The 17,647-nt window shown below is 72.0% G+C and carries 16 protein-coding genes; 9 read left to right on the top strand and 7 right to left on the bottom strand.

Features of this window, described 5'->3' with window-relative positions; all coding sequences use genetic code 11:
• Nucleotides 1–2: 2 nt before the first annotated feature.
• From BS75_RS21790 to BS75_RS21750, 9 genes are all read left to right on the top strand, one after another.
• Nucleotides 3–2,048, top strand: a complete 2,046-nt coding sequence (locus BS75_RS21790) for a copper resistance CopC/CopD family protein (RefSeq protein WP_052069597.1) — start codon at nt 3–5, stop codon at nt 2,046–2,048.
• Between the two features lie 3 nt (nt 2,049–2,051).
• Nucleotides 2,052–3,392, top strand: a complete 1,341-nt coding sequence (gene efeB, locus BS75_RS21785) for an iron uptake transporter deferrochelatase/peroxidase subunit (RefSeq protein ID WP_081982500.1) — start codon at nt 2,052–2,054, stop codon at nt 3,390–3,392.
• Between the two features lie 133 nt (nt 3,393–3,525).
• Nucleotides 3,526–4,431 (top strand): TauD/TfdA dioxygenase family protein, encoded by a 906-nt coding sequence (locus BS75_RS21780; RefSeq protein WP_034089464.1) that lies wholly within the window; start codon nt 3,526–3,528, stop codon nt 4,429–4,431.
• Nucleotides 4,432–4,557: 126 nt separating this feature from the next.
• Nucleotides 4,558–5,490, top strand: coding sequence for a prephenate dehydratase (gene pheA / locus BS75_RS21775; protein WP_034089463.1), 933 nt, complete (start codon nt 4,558–4,560; stop codon nt 5,488–5,490).
• A gap of 593 nt (nt 5,491–6,083) precedes the next feature.
• Entirely contained in the window at nt 6,084–7,361 is a 1,278-nt protein-coding gene (gene serS / locus BS75_RS21770; protein WP_081982499.1) for a serine--tRNA ligase, read from the top strand.
• On the top strand, nt 7,358–8,167 hold the full coding sequence (locus BS75_RS21765) for an HAD family hydrolase (protein WP_034089461.1): 810 nt from the start codon (nt 7,358–7,360) through the stop codon (nt 8,165–8,167). The genes serS and BS75_RS21765 overlap by 4 nt, the downstream gene beginning before the upstream one ends.
• A gap of 132 nt (nt 8,168–8,299) precedes the next feature.
• Nucleotides 8,300–8,905 carry a Uma2 family endonuclease gene (locus tag BS75_RS21760; RefSeq protein WP_034089460.1) on the top strand — a complete coding sequence of 202 codons (606 nt, stop codon included), beginning with the start codon at nt 8,300–8,302 and terminating at the stop codon, nt 8,903–8,905.
• 94 nt (nt 8,906–8,999) lie between these two features.
• The gene (locus BS75_RS21755) at nt 9,000–9,710 is read left to right on the top strand and encodes a FadR/GntR family transcriptional regulator (protein WP_034089459.1); all 711 of its coding nucleotides are present in this window, start codon (nt 9,000–9,002) and stop codon (nt 9,708–9,710) included.
• A gap of 56 nt (nt 9,711–9,766) precedes the next feature.
• Nucleotides 9,767–11,035, top strand: coding sequence for a CynX/NimT family MFS transporter (locus BS75_RS21750; protein ID WP_034089458.1), 1,269 nt, complete (start codon nt 9,767–9,769; stop codon nt 11,033–11,035).
• 102 nt (nt 11,036–11,137) lie between these two features.
• On the opposite strand, the gene BS75_RS21745 is transcribed toward BS75_RS21750, so the two are convergent.
• From BS75_RS21745 to BS75_RS44620, 7 genes are all read right to left on the bottom strand, one after another.
• The gene (locus BS75_RS21745) at nt 11,138–11,854 is read right to left on the bottom strand and encodes an ABC transporter permease subunit (protein WP_034089457.1); all 717 of its coding nucleotides are present in this window, start codon (nt 11,852–11,854) and stop codon (nt 11,138–11,140) included.
• A gap of 52 nt (nt 11,855–11,906) precedes the next feature.
• Nucleotides 11,907–12,827 (bottom strand): ABC transporter ATP-binding protein, encoded by a 921-nt coding sequence (locus BS75_RS21740; protein WP_034089456.1) that lies wholly within the window; start codon nt 12,825–12,827, stop codon nt 11,907–11,909.
• A gap of 10 nt (nt 12,828–12,837) precedes the next feature.
• Nucleotides 12,838–13,746, bottom strand: coding sequence for an ABC transporter permease (locus tag BS75_RS21735; RefSeq protein ID WP_034089455.1), 909 nt, complete (start codon nt 13,744–13,746; stop codon nt 12,838–12,840).
• Nucleotides 13,739–14,743, bottom strand: coding sequence for an ABC transporter ATP-binding protein (locus BS75_RS21730; protein WP_034089454.1), 1,005 nt, complete (start codon nt 14,741–14,743; stop codon nt 13,739–13,741). Before BS75_RS21730 ends, BS75_RS21735 begins: the two co-directional genes overlap by 8 nt.
• Before the next feature lie 130 nt (nt 14,744–14,873).
• The gene (locus BS75_RS44625; RefSeq protein WP_052069596.1) at nt 14,874–15,923 is read right to left on the bottom strand and encodes a hypothetical protein; all 1,050 of its coding nucleotides are present in this window, start codon (nt 15,921–15,923) and stop codon (nt 14,874–14,876) included.
• Nucleotides 15,920–16,801, bottom strand: a complete 882-nt coding sequence (locus BS75_RS21720; protein ID WP_034089453.1) for a hypothetical protein — start codon at nt 16,799–16,801, stop codon at nt 15,920–15,922. The genes BS75_RS44625 and BS75_RS21720 overlap by 4 nt, the downstream gene beginning before the upstream one ends.
• Nucleotides 16,798–17,571, bottom strand: coding sequence for a hypothetical protein (locus BS75_RS44620; protein ID WP_052069595.1), 774 nt, complete (start codon nt 17,569–17,571; stop codon nt 16,798–16,800). The genes BS75_RS21720 and BS75_RS44620 overlap by 4 nt, the downstream gene beginning before the upstream one ends.
• Nucleotides 17,572–17,647 lie beyond the last annotated feature (76 nt).

Below are 17,647 nucleotides of genomic sequence, written 5' to 3'. Positions count from 1 at the left end.
TGATGCCGACGCCCACTGCCCCCACCCGCCGCAGGAACCCGTCCGGCACCTCCCCGGGCCGGACCGTCCGGCCGCTGCACCGCCGGATCGGCGCGCTGCTCGGCGCGCTCGCCACGCTGTTCGCGCTGATGCTCGCCGGGGCCACCGCCGCCTCCGCCCACGCCGCGCTGCTGTCGACCGACCCGGCCGAGGGAACGGTCGTGCAGACCGCGCCCACCGAGGTGACCCTCCACTTCAGCGAGCAGGTCACGCTCTCCCCCGACGACCTGCGGGTGTTCGACCCCAGCGGCAAGCAGGTCACCAGTGGCTCCACCGGCCATGCCGGGAACGACGACACCACCGCCCAGGTGCAGCTCGGCAGCGGACTGGCCGAGGGCACCTACACCGTGGCCTGGCGGGCGATCTCCGCCGACACCCACCCGGTGTCCGGGGCGTTCACCTTCTCCTACGGCCACGCCTCCGCCACCACCAGTGTCGCGGGGGAGCAGGCGCCCAAGGGCAACGCGCTGGTCGGCGCGCTCTACGGCGGCAGCCGCAGCGTCCAGTACGGCGCGTACGCGCTGCTGATCGGCTCGGTGGTGCTGGTGCTGCGCTGCTGGCCGCGCGGCGTGCGGCTGCGCTCGGTCCAGCGGCTGATGCTCGGCGGCTGGGTGGCGCTGCTGCTCTCCACCGTCGCCGAACTGCTGCTGCGCGGACCCTATGCCCAGGCCGGCGGCCTCGGCGGGGTCTTCGATCTGTCGCTGATCCAGCAGAGCCTGGGCGAGCGGCTGGGCACGCTGTTGGTGGTCCGGGTCCTGCTGCTGGCGGCCGTCGGGGTGTTCCTGGCCGTGCTGGCCGGCCAGGCCGGCATCGGCGCCGAGCCGGCCGCCGAGGCCCCGGCCCCGGAGGCGGACCCGGACCGGGCCGAGGGCGCCGGAACCGGCCCCCGGCAGGAGCTCCGGGTGCGGGTCGTGCTCGGCGTGGCCTGGGCCGTCCTCGCCGTCGCCCTCGCCTGCACCTGGGCCCTCGGCGACCACGCCTCGGTCGGCATGCAGGTCGCCCTCGCCGTCCCGCTGGACATGGTGCACATCCTCTCCATGGCCTGCTGGCTCGGTGGACTGGCCACCGTCCTGGTGGGCCTCCGCCGCTCGGAGGCGGACGGCGGCATCGGCGCGGTCCAGGTCGCCCGGTTCTCGACGATCGCCATGTGCTCCGTCGCCGCGCTCGTCGGCACCGGGGTCTACCAGGCCTGGCGCGGCCTGGGCAGCTGGGGCGCGCTGGTCTCCACGACCTACGGGCAACTGCTGCTGGTGAAGATCGGCGCGGTGCTGGTGATGCTCGCCGCCGCGTGGATGTCCCGCCGCTGGACGGCCGTGCTGCGCGACCAGCCGGCTCCGGCCGCCGCCGTGACGCCCGCCGGTGACGAAGCCGCCGGTGCCGAGCCGGCCGGCACCGAGTCGGCCGACGCGGAGCAGCCCGACACCGAGCAGTCCGACGACCCGGTGCGCCGGGCGCAGCTCGCCCGACAGCAGGCGCTGCGGGCCGGGGTGGTCGACCGGCGGGCACGGGACGCGAGCCCGGCGCGCGGCATGCTGCTGCGCTCCGTGCTGCTGGAGGTGAGCTTCGCGGTGGTCGTGCTGATCGTGACCACCCTGCTCACCAACTCCGCCCCCGGGCGGGCGGTCACCGAGCAGAAGGCCGCCTTCGCCGCGACCCAGAACCTGCCGGTCAACGTCACCCTGCCGTTCAACACCGGCGGCTCCGGCGACAACGCGGTGGGCAAGGTCAACATCGAGATCGACCCGGCCCGGACCGGGCTGAACACGCTGCACGCCTATGTCTTCGACAGCAAGGGCCAGCCGGTCGACGTCCCCGAGCTGGACGTCTCGCTCTCGCTCGCGGCCAAGCAGCTGGGTCCGCTCCCGGTCTCCCTGGACCACGTCGACGTCGGCCACTGGGCCGCCGCCAACCTCGAACTCCCGCTCCAGGGGAGCTGGTTGATGGCCGTGAGCATCCGCTCGGACGCCATCGACGAGACCACCGTCTCCACCACGATCCAGGTGGGCTGAGCCATGCCGCAGCAGAACCGACAGCAGCAGCACCGGAACCAGGACCGCAGCACCGTGACCGAGCAGCAGAGCAACGGGAGCAGCGAGCCCCGGCCCACCGTCACCCGGCGGCGCCTGCTGGCGACCGCCGGGGCCGGCGGCGCGGTCGGGCTCGCCGTCGGCGCCGCCGCCGGCTACGGGGCGCACACCTCCGCGTCCGCTCCGGGCGGCGGGGCGGCGGCTGCCGAACCGCTGACCGCGCTCGGCGCGGACAGCGTGCCGTTCTTCGGGACGCACCAGGCCGGCATCGTCCAGCCGATGCAGGCCCGGATGTACGCCACCGCCTTCGACCTGACGGCGGGCACCGGCCGGGCCGGGCTGACCTCGCTGCTGAAGCGCTGGTCGGCGGCGGCAGCGGCGATGGCCGAGGGCCGCACACCCCCCGGCGTGACCGACACCGACGTCGCGCTGGACGCCGGGCCCAGCTCGCTGACGGTCACCTTCGGCCTCGGGGCCTCGGTCTTCGCCAAGGCCGGGCTGGCCGACCGGCTGCCAGAGCAGCTCGCGCCGCTGCCGGTGTTCGCCTCGGACGCGCTGGTCCGGGCCGACTGCGACGGCGACCTGTGGGTGCAGGTCTGCGCCGACGACGGCCTGGTGGCCTTCCACGCCGTCCGCACGCTCCAGCGGCTCGCGGCCGGAGCGGCCGGGGTCCGCTGGCAGATGAACGGCTTCAGCCGCTCCCCCGGGGCGACCGCGCAGCCGCACACCGGGCGCAACCTGATGGGCCAGATCGACGGCACCAACAACCCCAAGCCCACCGACGCCGCCTTCGACTCCGAGATCTTCGTCCCGGCGCAGGGCGGCGGCGGACCGGCGTGGATGGCGGGCGGCAGCTACGTCGTCTTCCGCCGGATCCGGATGCTGCTCGACAGCTGGGAGCAGCAGTCGCTCACTGTCCAGGAGCGGGTGATCGGCCGTCACAAGGCCTCCGGCGCGCCGCTGTCCGGAGGGACCGAGACCACCCCGGTCGACCTGGACAAGTTCGGCGCCGACGGCTCGCTGGCGATCCCGGGCGACGCCCACATCCGGGTCGCCGCCGCCCAGTCCAACCAGGGTGCGGCGATGCTGCGCCGGGGCTACTCCTACGCGGACGGCTTCCGCCCGGACGGCTCGCCCGACGCCGGGCTGCTCTTCGTGGCCTTCCAGTCGGACCCGCTCACCGGTTTCGTCCCGGTCCAGCGCAAGCTCTCGCGCGGCGACGCGCTGTCGACGTTCATCGCGCACGAGTCCAGCGGCCTGTTCGCGGTCCCGGGCGGCGCGAGCGGTCCGGACGGCTATGTCGGGCAGGCACTGCTGGAGTCCTGACGGCGGGACGGACGGCAGGGGACGGACGGAGCTCCACCCCGGGCGGGCACGGCTCTGGCGTCCTCACGCTCCCGGTCGCACGATGTCCTCGTCATCCGGCATCGCACGGCCGAACCGAGCGGGAGGCACCGCCATGAGCACCGCCGCACCAGGACGCCCCGTCCGCCCCTCCGTCGCCGCCCGGGTGCTGCGCCGGACGGCCGACGACACGGCGCTGCGCCCGTACCGGCGGTTCGCGCTGACCCCGTACTCGCCGACGATCGGCGCCGAGGTCGAGGGGGTCGACCTGGCCGCCCCGCTCGCGCCGGAGGTGCTGGCGGAGCTGAAGCGGGCGCTGCTGGAGTGGAAGGTGCTGTTCTTCCGGGAGCAGCGGCTCGACGCGGCCTCCCACACCGCCTTCGCCCGGCACTGGGGCGTGCCGGAGGTCCACCCCTTCCTGCCCAAGGCCGCCCTGCCCGAGGTGGTCCGGCTGGCCCACGACGAGGCGCAGCCGGGCGTGGAGAACGTCTGGCACAGCGACGTCTCCTTCGCCCCGGCCCCGCCGCTGGGCTCGGTGCTGCGCGCCGTGGAACTGCCCGAGGTGGGCGGCGACACCCTGTGGGCGGACATGGCGGCGGCGTACGACGGGCTGCCGGAGCGGGTCAGGGAGCGGCTCGCGGGACTGCGGGCGGTGCACGACTTCCTCCGCAGCTTCGGCCTGCTGATGCCCCCGGCCGAGCGCGAGCGGCAACGCGCGCTCCATCCGCCGGTCGAGCACCCGGTGGTCCGCACCCACCCGGAGACCGGACGCGAACTGATCTACGTCAACCGGGTCTTCACCGACCGCATCGTCGGCCTGCCGGAGGGCGAGAGCGCCGAGCTGCTCGACCTGCTCCAGGCCCAGGCCGCCCACCCGGAGTACCAGTGCCGCTTCCGCTGGGCCCCGGGCTCGGTCGCCTTCTGGGACAACCGGATCACCCAGCACTACGCGGTCTCCGACTACTTCCCCGCGCCCCGGGTGATGGAGCGCGTCACCATCACCGGTGACCGCCCGCGCTGACCCCGGCGGGCCGCTGCCGTCCACGCACCGGGACGTCCACGCACCGGGACGTGGTCACCCGGGCGGGACGGAGTGACTAACGTTGTTCCGGACCAGTTGTGCACGGTTCCGGTCCCGGAGGCCCTCTTGTCCGCCCATCGCTACACGTATCTCGGCCCCGTGGGGACGTTCACCGAGGCCGCGCTGCGGACGCTGCCCGAGGCGGCGACCCGGGAGCTGGTGCCCTCGGTGTCGGTGGCGGCGGCGCTGGACGCGGTGCGCAACGGCGAGGCGGCGGCGGCGCTGGTGCCGATCGAGAACTCGGTGGAGGGCGGCGTCACCGCGACCCTGGACGAGCTGGCGACCGGCAAGCCGCTGATGATCTACCGCGAGGTGCTGCTGCCGATCGCCTTCGCCCTGCTGGTGCGCCCGGGGACGGAACTGGCCGGCGTGCAGACGGTGACCGGCCACCCGGTGGCGCAGCCGCAGGTGCGTCGCTGGCTGGCGGCGAACCTGCCGGACGCGCGCTGGGAGTCGGCCTCGTCCAATGCGGAGGGCGCCCGGCTGGTGCAGGAGGGGAAGTTCGACGGGGCCTTCGCCGGGGAGTTCGCGGCGGCGCTGTACGGGCTGGAGCCGCTGGCGACCGACATCCACGACGCTTCCAGCGCGACCACCCGCTTCGTCCTGGTCGGCCGGCCGGGGCGGACCTCGGCGCCGACCGGGGCGGACAAGACCTCCGCGGTGTTCTGGCTGGCCCACGACCACCCGGGCGCACTGCTGGAGCTGCTGCAGGAGTTCGCCGTGCGCGGGGTGAACCTGATGCGCATCGAGTCCCGCCCCACCGGCGGCGGCCTGGGCCAGTACTGCTTCTCGGTCGACGCCGAGGGGCACATCACCGACCGCCGGGTGAGCGAGGCGCTGATGGGACTGCACCGGATCTGCCCGCAGGTGCGCTTCCTGGGCTCCTATCCGCGTGCGGACGAGCAGCCGCCGATGGTCAGGCCGGGTACCTCGGACGCCGAGTTCAACGAGGCCGCAGACTGGCTCTCGCGCTGCCTCGACGGCCGCGGTGAGCAGTGAGCGATCATCTTTGAGCGTTTTCGATCACTGCGTGCCTACATTCCTGAGTGTCGACTGAGAGAGTTTTCCCCAGGCAACCCGAGAGAGTCCACCGCCCAGTTATCCACAGGCTGGGGATGTGTCGACAGATCGCCTTCCCGTGACGCCATGATCACGAACTCGGCCCAGCGGATTCAAACCGGACAAATGCCCCTGCCGTCCGGTCGTTTACCCCGAGGAAGCCGATCGGCCATCAAAAGTCACGCAAACGTGTGTAAGCACGAGGTTTGGCGGACGCCGGGAGGGTTCCGAGCCACCCGGGGGCCCCGAACCCCGATGTCCACAGCCCGATCCGGGGAACTGTGGACAAAGAGATGAACCCCCAGGCCACTGCGAGATATCCACAGGGCGGGTCGAGTTATCCCCAGGGATTCCCGGAGCACCCCAGAGCCGACAAGCGCGCTTATGCCCGCCAAAATGGGACAGAGGATGACAAGAAGCGATCATCACGGAGAAAGCCGGAATTGCCACCGGATCCGCCACCGTCCGGCACCGGGCCGCCACGCACCGGAATGCAGCGGCACGCAGCCTCCCCCGACCGGTAGGCTCGCCCTGTGATTGACCTTCGCCTGCTTCGTGAGGACCCCGACCGTGTGCGCGCTTCGCAGCGTGCCCGAGGAGAGGACGTCGGCCTTGTCGACGCTCTCCTCAGTGCCGACGAACGCCGCAGGTCGTCCGGATCCCGCTTCGACGAACTGCGCAACGAGCAGAAGCAGCTGGGCAAGCTGATCCCCAAGGCCCAGGGCGAGGAGAAGGCGGAGCTGCTCAAGCGCACCGCCGTGCTCGCCGCCGAGGTGAAGGCCGCCAACGCCGAGCAGTCCGAGGCCGACGCCGAGGCGCAGCGCCTGCTCGGGCAGCTGGCCAACCTGCTCCACCCCGACGCCCCGATCGGCGGCGAGGAGGACTTCGTCACCCTGGAGCACATCGGCACCCCGCGCGACTTCGCCGCCGAGGGCTTCGAGCCGCGCGACCACGTCGAGCTGGGGCGGATCCTCGGCGCGATCGACATCGAGCGCGCCGCCAAGGTCTCCGGCTCGCGCTTCTACTACCTCACCGGGATCGGCGCGCTGCTGGAGCTGGCCCTGGTCAACATGGCCATCGCCCAGGCGGTCGAGGCCGGCTTCACCCCGATGCTGACGCCCGCGCTGGTCAAGCCCCGCGCGATGGAGGGCACCGGCTTCCTCGGCCAGGCCGCCGAGAACGTCTTCCGGCTGGAGCAGGACGACTTCTACCTGGTCGGCACGTCCGAGGTGCCGCTCGCGGCGTACCACATGGACGAGATCATCGACGCGGACAAGCTGCCGCTGCGCTACGCCGGCTTCTCGCCCTGCTTCCGCCGCGAGGCCGGGACCTACGGCAAGGACACCCGGGGCATCATCCGGGTGCACCAGTTCGACAAGGTCGAGATGTTCTCCTACGTCGCCCCGGAGGAGGCCGAGGCCGAGCACGCCCGGCTGCTCCAGTGGGAGAAGGACTTCCTCAACAAGCTCGAACTGGCCTACCGGGTGATCGACGTCGCCTCCGGCGACCTCGGCGCGTCCGCGTACCGCAAGTTCGACATCGAGGCGTGGATCCCCACCCAGGGCAAGTTCCGCGAGCTCACCTCGACCTCCAACTGCACCGAGTTCCAGGCCCGCCGGCTGGACATCCGGATGCGCGGCGAGGGCGGCAACAAGCCGCTGGCGACGCTCAACGGCACGCTCTGCGCGGTGCCGCGCACCATCGTGGCGATCCTGGAGACCCACCAGCAGGCGGACGGCTCGGTCACCGTGCCCGAGGCGCTGCGCCCGTACCTGGGCGGTCGCACGGTGCTGGAGCCCATCGCCAAGTGAGCACCTCCGCGCGTCCGTTCGACCTGATCGCAACCGATCTCGACGGCACCCTGCTGCGCTCCGACCACACCGTGTCGGAGCGCACGCAGCGGGCGCTGGCGGCGGCGACCGCCGCCGGGGCGCTGCACATCGTGGTCACCGGACGCTCGGCGTCCTGGACCAGGCCGACCCTGGACGCCATCGGCTACACCGGCCTCGCCGTGTGCGGCCAGGGCGCGCAGGTCTACGACGCGGGCGCGCACAAGGAGCTCACCTCGGTCACCCTGGACCGCGCGCTGGCCCAGGTCGCGCTGGCGAAGATCGAGGCCGAGCTCGGCCCGCTGTTCGTCGCCGTCGGCCAGGACGGGCTGGACGGCGAGGTGCTGACCGGCCCCGGCTACCAGGTCGCGGTCGGGGACCCGGTCACCGTCGCCGACCCGGCCGACTTCTGGCAGCGGCCGATCACCCGGCTCTTCCTCCAGCACCCCTCCCTGGGCGACGACGAGCTGGCCCAGGCCGCCCGGGAGATCGCCGGCCAGCTGGTCGACGTCGTCGTCTCCGGTCCGCAGTTCGTCGAGGTGCTGCCGCTGGGACTGTCGAAGGCCACGGGGCTGGCACTGGCCGCCGCCCGCCTCGGCGTCACCCGCGACCGCACCATCGCCTTCGGCGACATGCCCAACGACCTGCCGATGTTCCGCTGGTCCGCCTGCGGCGTGGCCATGGCCAACGCCCACCCGGCGCTCCTCACCGCCGCCGACGAGGTCACCCTCAGCAACGACGAGGACGGCGTCGCCGCCGTCGTGGAACGCCTCTTTCCGCAGGTCTAGCCGGTATCTTCACCCATTCGCGTGAACCGGCAGGCTTTCTCTCCGCAGTCGCGATCACTCGGCGTAGTTTCCGGGTGCGGCTTGTGTCACCCGACCCCCGCTGCCCACACTGAACGAGGGAGGTGCTTGACGATGACCGTGCTCGCCGACGAGGAGACCGCTGTGGACCTGGACGAGGCCCTGTGGGAGGTCTGGAAAGCCATCGATGTTCCTGAGGGCTTCCGCGTCGAGATCATCGAGGGGTCCATCGAGATGTCTCCCACCGGCCGCCTCCGCCACGGCATTCTCATCGGCCGGATGCTCGAATCGCTGCTACGGCATCTTCAGGACTCCGCCTGGACAGCCCGCAATGACATCAACGTCATTCACGGCTTCAAGTCGTACGTTCCCGATCTCTTCATCTGCCCGCGTGCGCTGGACGAGATCGCGCACCCCAGTGGCCTCGGAGTACTGGCCGAAGGGGTCGCCTTCGTCGCCGAGGTCGTCTCCCCCGGCCACGGCGACCGGCAGCGGGACCGGATCCGCAAGCGGCGCGCCTACGCCCGCGCGGGCATCCCTGTCTACGTCCTCGTCGACGACTACGACGAGGACGGCACAGTCACCGTCCTCAGCGAGCCCGACAGCAAGCACGCCGACTACCGCAACTCGCGCCGCTACTCCTACGGCACCGACGTCCTCATCCCCGAGGGACCCGCCAAGGGTTTTGTCGTCGACGACGCGATCACACGGGGCCGGTAGCGGGTCGCGGCAGCAGCCGCGAGCCACGGCACCGGGAGAAACAGTTGTAGGATGACTGGGCAAGCGGATGTCCGGGCCACAGGAGGATCAGTCGATGAGCAGCATTACCCCCCTGCACGCGGCCGGGCGCACCTCCCTGGTCGACTCCGCGATCGAGCAGCTGCGGGCCCAGCTCAGCAGTGGGAGCTGGCAGGTCGGGGACCGGATCCCGACCGAGCACGAGCTCGCCGAGCAGCTCCAGGTCGGCCGGAACACCGTGCGCGAGGCCGTGCGGGTGCTGGTGCACGCGGGGATGCTGCAGTCGCGGCAGGGCGAGGGCACCTTCGTGCGCTCCACCAGCGACCCGGCCGCCGTGCTGCACGGGGTGCAGCGCTCCGGGGTGCGGGACGTGCTGGAGGTCCGCGCGGCGCTGGAGAACGAGGCCGCCCGGCTGGCCGCGCTCCGGCACACCCCCGAGGACCTGGCCCGGATGCGGACCGCCCTCGACGCCGAGGAGCACATCCTGCTGAACGAGCCCGAGCGGGCCGGCCGAGAGGCCACTGTCGAGCACGACCTCGAATTCCACACCGCCATGGTCGAGTCCGCGCACAACCCGGCACTGACCGAGGTCTACCGCTACTTCAGCGCCTCCGTCCGCGAGTCGATGCGCGCCGCCGTCGGCGACCAGGACATGCCGATGGTCGACCTGGCCTCGCACCGGGCGCTGGTGGACGCCATCGCCTCCGGCGATCCGGAGGCGGCGGAGGCCGCCAGCCGGCAGCTCATCGCCGACCCGATGGGCGCCGTCGCCCGCCTGCTCGACTGAGGCCCGGCCTCATCCCCACGAACCGCCGCCCCACCTGACGCTCGGAAAGACCCCCCATGTCCCACAGCATGATCGACGCACCCACCGCCGCGCCCACCACCTCACCCTCCCGCCCCGCACGGATCGCCGCCCACCCGGTCACCGCGCTGGTCGGCATCCTGCTGGTCTCGCTCAACATGCGGGCGGCGCTCTCCGCCGTGTCGCCGCTGCTGACCGACATCAGCAACCACTACGGGCTCTCCTCGACGGCCGGCGGGCTGCTCACCACGTTCCCGGTGCTGTTCATGGGCGTGACCGCGCCCTTCGTCCCGAAGCTGGTGCGCCGCTTCGGTCCGGAGCGGGTGGTCCTGCTGGCGCTGGTGGTGCTGGCGGCCGGGGTCGGGCTGCGGATCGTCAGCGGCTCCTGGGCGCTGTTCGCCGGCAGCATGGTGATCGGCGCGGCCATCGCGCTGCTCAACGTGACCATGCCGGGCCTGGTGAAGCGGGACTTCCCGGACCGCGCGGCGACGATGACCGGTGTCTACGGCACGTCGATGATCGTCGGTGCGACCCTGGCCGCCGCGCTGTCCGTGCCGATGGAGCACGCCTTCGGCGGGTGGCAGGGCTCGCTGGCCTCCTGGTCGGTACTGGCGCTGGTCTCGGCGGCGGCCTGGCTGCCGCAGGTGGTCGGCGCCAAGTCGGCGAAGGCTCCGGCGCAGACTCCGGCGTCCGCCCCGACGCCCGCGACCGCGCACCTGCCGGGCATGTGGCGGCACCCGCTGGCCTGGCAGCTCGCCATCTACATGGGCATCATGTCGCTGCTCGCCTACACCTTGATCGCCTGGATGCCGACGGTCCTGAACGACCACGGGATGTCGCGCGGCACGGCGGCGCTGATCTTCGCCTTCTGCAACCTGGTGCAGATCGCCGGCGCCTTCCTGGTGCCGCTCGCGGCCGGCCGGACGAGCAGTCAGGGCAAGCTCGTGGTGCTGATGGTGGGCTGCTACGCGGTCGGCATCGGCGGACTGATCGTCGCCCCGGTGGCCGGCGCCTGGATCTGGGCGACGCTGCTCGGCCTCGGCATGGGCGGCGGCTTCGGGCTGGCCATGGCGCTGATCGTGCTGCGCTCCGGCAGCCCGACGGTGGCCTCGCAGCTCTCCGGCATGTCGCAGATGGTCGGCTACTTCATCGCCGCCTGCGGCCCGGTGGGCGTCGGTGCGCTGCACCAGGCGACGCACGGCTGGACGCTGCCGCTGTCGCTGCTGCTGGTGTGCTGCGCCGTGGCCCTGGTCGCCGGCCTCGGCGCCGGCCGCCGGGTCACCCTGCGCGCCGTCGAGGCGCAGTAGCCGCGAACCGCAGTAGCCCGGTACCGCAGCGGGCCAGAACCGCAGTAGCCCCGAAGGCGGGTCCGCGCAGCGCGCGGACCCGCCTTCGGGGCTAACAGCTCGCTACTCCTCGCCGGCGAGTGTGAGCCGGCTCAGCCGAGCGGCGGCCAGCGCCGTGCCGCCGAGGATGACCACCAGCAGCAGCGGCACCGCCGTCGGCAGGTGGACGGCCGAGGTGACCACGCCGGGATCGGCGATCGTGCGGGTGATCGCGAGCGACCACTGCTGGACGCTGAGCGTCTTCGCGCCCGGGACCAGGCCGCCGAAGACGCTCTCCCAGACCAGCGAGTACAGCAGGCCCCACACCACCGCGTGCCGGGAGACCACGCCGAGCAGCAGGAAGATCGAGCTGTAGGCGACCCCGGCGACGAGCGCGCCGACCCCGTACGCCAGGGCCAGGTGCTCGAAGTTGCCGAAGAGGATGACCCCGGCGATGTACATCGGGATCGCCCCGAAGACCGCGGTGCAGCCGACGGAGACCGCGAGCTTGGTGGTGACGATCTTCCAGCGCGGCAGGGGCTTGGCCAGCAGGTAGACGATCGAGCCGTCGTCGATCTCCGGGCCGATGGCACCGGTCCCGGCGATCAGTCCGAGCAGCGGCACCAGCGTGCCGAGCCCGAGCCCGCCGAGGACGTTGACGGTGGTGCTCTCGTCCTGGCCGACGGCGAGGCGGATGACCACCGACAGGACCAGCAGCAGCGCGGGCACCGCGAGCAGCAGCAGGCCGCGGCGGCGGCCGAGCAGGCCGCGTACGGTCAGCCGGGCGACGGTGAGGTTCACTGGTTCACATCCTTACGGGGTGTGCTGGTCCTGGTCTGTGCTGCGGGCCCGGTCATGGCGACGTCACCAGGTAGGAGAAGACGCTCTCCAGGGACTCGTCCTGGGGCGACACGGTCAGCAGCCGGATCCCGGCCTCCTTGGCGACCCTGGGCAGCAGCTCGGTGAAGCGGAAGAAGTCGATGGCCTGGATCCGCAGGGCTCGCTCGCTCCAGTCGAGTTCGATGCCGGCCGTCGACGCGTCCGCGATCAGCGCCGCCGCCAGCCGCCGGTCGTCGCTGGAGCGCACCAGGTAGCGGTGCGGCCGGTTGGTCATCAGCCGGCGGATCTTGTGGAAGTCGCCGGAGGCGGCGTGCCGTCCGGCGACGACCACCTCGATGTGCCGGGCGAGCTGTTCGACCTCCTCCAGGATGTGCGAGGAGAACAGCACCGTCCGGCCCTCGGAGCCGAACCGGCGCAGCAGCTCCATCAGGTGCATCCGCTGCCGCGGGTCCATCCCGTTGAAGGGCTCGTCCAGCAGCAGCACGGCCGGGTCGTGGACCAGCGCCGAGGCCATTTTGACGCGCTGCCGCATGCCCTTGGAGTAGGTGCCGACGGTGCGGTCCTGGGCGTACTCCATCGCCACCGTGGCGAGCGCCCGTTGGGCGGCGGCGCCGGGGTCGGCCAGCCCGTGCAGCTCGGCGTTGGCGAGGACGAACTCGTGCCCGGTGAGGAAGTCGTACATGGCCTCGCGCTCGGGCACGAGGCCGATCTGCCGGTAGGCGCCCTGGTTCTTCCAGACCGGTGTGCCGTCGATGTCGACCCGTCCGGTGGACGGCGGCAGGAAGCCGCTCATCATGTGGATCAGGGTGGACTTGCCGGCCCCGTTGGGGCCGAGCAGTCCGGTGACGCCGGGCCCCACGGTCATGCTGATGTCGTTGACGGCGACGACGTTCCCGAACCAGCGGGAGACCCGGTCGATGCTGATGGTGGTCACAGGTGGCCTCTCAGATCTTCCGGTAGCGGCGGACGAGGAGTCCGTAGGCGGCGGCGGTGGCGAGCACGATCACGGCGAGGAAGACGTAGCCGCCGAGGTCGGACGGGACGTAGGACTGGCCCTCGATCCGCAGGCCGAACATCCAGGTGGTGGTCGCGTCGACCAGCTCGCCCGGGTTGATCAGGTTCGCCCAGTAGGCGGCGGAGAGGTGCTGGTGGTTCTGCAGCACGTGGAAGACGACGAACGAGATCGCCTCGGAGATCAGCAGCACCGCGATGATCGCCGCCACCCCGAAGCCCCGGCTCGACGTCCGCGAGGCGATGACCGCCCCGATCGCCGTGTAGAGCAGGGCGTAGAGGAGCGCCGCGAACAGCCCGAAGGCCAGGTGCTCGATGTTGTAGCGGAAGTCCATCGAGGCCAGCAGCGAGCCGATCCACATGATCAGCACGGGCAGCGCGGTGAGGATGAACACCGCCGAGGCCATCGCCGCGAACTTGGCCCGCACGTAGTCGCCCGAGGTGAGCGGGCGGGAGAAGTACAGCGGCAGGGTCATGAACCGCAGGTCGCGGGAGAGCGCCACCGGCGCCTGCGCGGCCAGGAAGACCGCGATCACGAACTGCATCACGTTCAGGTAGTGCGGGTACTCGATCGGCAGCTTGCCGGCCTTGAGGTAGACCGCGATCGCGACGATGATCGCGGCCGGCAGGCACATCAGCGCCAGCATGCCCATCGGCAGGACCTTGGACTTGATGGACCGTCCGAGGCCGAAGCTGCCGCGCAGGGTCAGCACGTAGAGCGAGCGCACGGCGTAGCCGCGGCCCAGGCGCGGTCCGTCGTAGTGCCGGTAGCCGATGTCGTGGATCACGTCGGCCGGCGCGCCGGGCACGGGTGCGGGCGCGGGGCGCAGGGAGTCAGACATGGCTGGACGCCTCCTCGGACGCGGAGCCGGTGCCGGTGTCGGAACCGGTGCCGCCACCCGCCGCCGGTTCGTCCTGCTCGTCGTGGAAGACCTCGGAGATGTGGTGGCGGCGCTGCTCCAACCGCACCAGGCCGACGCCGAGCTCGGCGACGGCGTCCCGGATCAGGTCGTAGGTCTCGTCCCCGGCCAGCTCCACGGTCAGTACCCGGGTGCCGTCACTGGTGACGGTCAGCCCGGCGGCGGTGAGCAGCTCACGCAGGGCGACGTCGGTGTCGAAGGAGAGGTCGGACTGGCGGTCCGTCACCTCGACCGCGAGCAGCGCGGTGGCCGCGGTGAAGTCGGCGGTCGAGGAGGAGCGCAGCAGCCGTCCCCCGTCGATGACGACGATGTGCTCGCAGGTCCGCTCCAGCTCCCCGAGCAGGTGCGAGGTGACCAGCACGGAGATCCCGAAGTCGCGGTGGATCCGCCGGATCAGCCCCAGCATCTCGTCCCGGCCGACCGGGTCGAGGCCGTTGGTCGGCTCGTCCAGCAGGACCAGCTGCGGGTCGTGGACGATGGCCTGCGCCAGCTTCACCCGCTGCTTCATGCCGGTGGAGTAGGTACCGATCGGCCGGTAGCGCTCCTCGTAGAGCCCCACGTGGCGCAGGGTGTCGGCGGTCCGCTCCCGGGCGGCCGCGGCCGGCAGGCCGGACATCCGGGCCATGTGGACGACGAACTCGGTGGCCGAGACGTCCGGGGGCAGCGTGTCGTGCTCCGGCATGTAGCCGACGCGTTCGCGGATGGCGCCGCCCTGCGTCGCCACGTCCAGCCCCAGCACGTGAGCGGTTCCCTCGGTGGCCGGGGCCAGCCCCAACAGGATCTTGATGAGTGTGGACTTGCCTGCGCCGTTCGCTCCGACCAGGCCGACCACTCCGGGCTGCACATCGACGGTCAGTCGATCCAGCGCGGTGACCCGGGGGAACCTCTTGGTGAGGTTGTCCGTGATGATGACAGACACGGGACGACTCTAGGGGCGGCAGCGGTGCCGGCACATCGGCTCTGAGCACCGATTCCGCCCGGACTTCAGAGGTACGCGGGTGAGGAGATCCCCTAGGGGACGCCCCTCACCCGCGCCGCCGCAGGCGCGGTCAGCCCTGCAGCAGTTCGCCCTGGAGGGTCACCACCTGGTTGAAGGTGACCGGGTTGATCGCCTTGGCGTTGGTCATCAGGATCACGGCCTCGACGTCGCCGTTGTTCATGAACGCGAGGTCGGTCGGCGCGGGCGCACCGCTCGACTCCGCCAGCGTGGTCACCGACGTGCCGTTGAGGGCGGGGAAGGTGACGTCGTCCTGGGCTATGACGGTCGGCGCGGCCGCCGGCTGGGTGCTGCTGACGTCGTAGTTGTACAGCACCGAGGCCGAGCTGGAGGAGCGGAAGGCCAGCAGGTAGATCTCGGTGCGGGTGCCGTCGGGCCCGGTCCAGGCGGTCGCCGCGATGTGCCGCAGCCCGTAGTCCGCGAACTTGGCCGCCAACTCCGTGGCGTCGGTGAACTTGGCGGCGTACGCGGCCTGCGGGTACCAGCCCTTCGCACCCGGGTACGAGGCGTCGGTCTTGGCGCCGACCGGTGCCGGCAGCAGCAGCCCGCGCAGGTCGGCCAGGTGGACCGTGGTCCCGTTCTGCGCAGCGCCCTCGGCCGGGCCGAGCCCGTTCGGCGGCAGCTCGGGCAGCTGCAGGGCCGGGAAGACGTACCGGTTGTCCCCCGGGGTCTTCAGTCCGGGCATGTCGGTGCGCTTGGGCAGCGAGACCGCGAGCGTGGTGAGCGAACCGACGGCGAGGAAGACCACGCCGGCGACCGACCAGCGCAGCAGGGTCCGCAGCCAGGGCCGCTCGCGCTTCGGCTGGGGCGGCACGCCGAGATACTGCGGGACGCCCCAGGCCTGGGCGTAGAGCGGCTGCCCCGGCTGCAGGCCCGGCTGCTGTCCGGGCTGCGGACCCTGACCGGGCGGGTACCAGGGCTGCGGCTGGCCGACGGGGAAGGGACCCGGCTGCGGCTGTCCGGGCTGCGGTGCGTACGGCTGCCCCGGGTAGCCCTGCCCCGGCACCGGCTGCGGCACCGGCACCGGCTGCGGGGCCGGCGGGACCTGGCCGGCCTGCGGGGGCTGCGGCGGCACCGGCGGAGGGCTGGTCATGTCGCTCATGTCTGAGACTCCGAGTTTCCGAGACGGGCGAGCTGCTGCTGGAAGAGACTGGCGGCACCCGTGCTGTCGAGCGGCGCGACACCGTACGCGTGCATGGTCACCAGCAGGTCGCCGATCACCGCGTCGCAGTTCATGTAGTCGAGCCGGTAGCCCTGCTGCAGCGGCGGCAGGTAGCAGTGGGCCTGCGGGAAGCCGGTGACGCCGACGGAACCGGCGAACCCGCCGGTGGCGTTGACCAGTTCCTGCTGCAGCGCGCTGTCGGCGACGACCCGGTCACGGGTCATCTGGAACATGCCGACCTCGGCCTCCATCTGGTCGCTCACCATGTACGTCCGCAGCGCGGCGCCGTTGAGCCCGGAGACGTCGAGCAGCCCGCCCAGCCGGCTCCGGTCGCTGCCGGAGAGATCGGCGAAGTCGTCGTTGAAGAATGCCTGGTACTGCCCGGCGGCGAGCACGGTGTCGTTGCCGAAGGCCGGGTCGTCCGAACCCAGGCTCATGGTCGCAGGCACCGGCAGCAGCAGTGCGCTGAGCGGACCGAAGTGGCTGCCGTCCGGGCGGACCCCGATGGCCGGCGGTGTCGGCACGGGTGCGCTCACGGCCACCGGCGCGGCCGGCGCCTTCTCGTTGGCGAGGATCGCCTCGCCGATGCCGTAGCCGGTCGCGACGGCCACCAGCACCCCGACCAGCCCGAGCGCGATCCAGCGCCCCTTGCCCGACCCGGCCGACACGGCCGGGTCGGGCACTGAGTCCGGCGCGGGCTCAGTGCCCGGCGCGGGCGCTGCGGGCGCTGCAGCCGTCTCGGCTGTTGTGGCTGTTGCGGCGACCGGCCCGGCCTGCGGCTCCGGCTGGTCCTGGGTCTTCGTCAGGTCGGTGGTCACAGTCGCTCCATCTGCTTCTGGAGAAGGCCCTGCATCGTCTGCGCGCTGACCGGACTGCCGGACTGGAAGTCCACCTCCACCGCGATGTCACCGTGGACCCCGTAGGCCCGGCCCTCGTAGTAGGTGGCAGCCCCGGAGGTGTGCGACTTCGTTCCCGCGAAGACCACGTTGTTGTCCGAGCCCGGAACGAGTACTGCGGTGCCGCCGGTCCACGCGGCCGCGCTGCTGGACAGGGCCTGCATCTGCTGCAGCGCACCGCCCTCGTCGGCGTGGTTGAACTGGACCAGGTCGATGATGCAGAACTGGTCGTTCCCCTGCTCCCAGTTGGCGTTCGCGGCACGGCGGAAGCCGTGGTCGGCGAGCAGGGAGAACTCGTTGCCCGGAATCACGAACTGCTCGGCGTACTGGGCGAGGTTCCAGTAGCTCACGATCGAGCCGCCCTGGTTGCCCGGGGTGGCCCCGCTGGGTGCCGGCAGCAGCAACTTGGTCAGATCGCCGTCGGTCTTCACCATGTCGTCGTCGGCCGCCGAGAGCGGCGGCTGTGCGGCATGGGTGACGGGGTACTGCGGCTGGGTCACCGCGACCGCCGGCAGCGGCGTGGGCGTCCGGTTGTACTGGACGTCGTAGCCGACGGCGCCGCCGCCGAGCACGCCCAGGGCCACGGCGGCCGTCATGATGATCGCGGTCCGGCCGCGCGGTCGCGGCTTCCGCTCTGCGGGCGACGGCGACGGCGGCTCGGTCGCCGTCGCGTCGGCTACTTCGGTGGTCAACGTTTCTCCACGGGTACGTCGTTGAGCGAGGACGTGAGGACTTCGGGCAGAGCGCGGCGGGCCGGTGGCGGCCTGC

Origin of the sequence: Streptacidiphilus albus JL83 (assembly GCF_000744705.1) — a bacterium.
In the GTDB taxonomy this organism is placed as follows: domain Bacteria; phylum Actinomycetota; class Actinomycetes; order Streptomycetales; family Streptomycetaceae; genus Streptacidiphilus; species Streptacidiphilus albus.
This window is presented reverse-complemented; position numbering and strand designations above follow the sequence as displayed.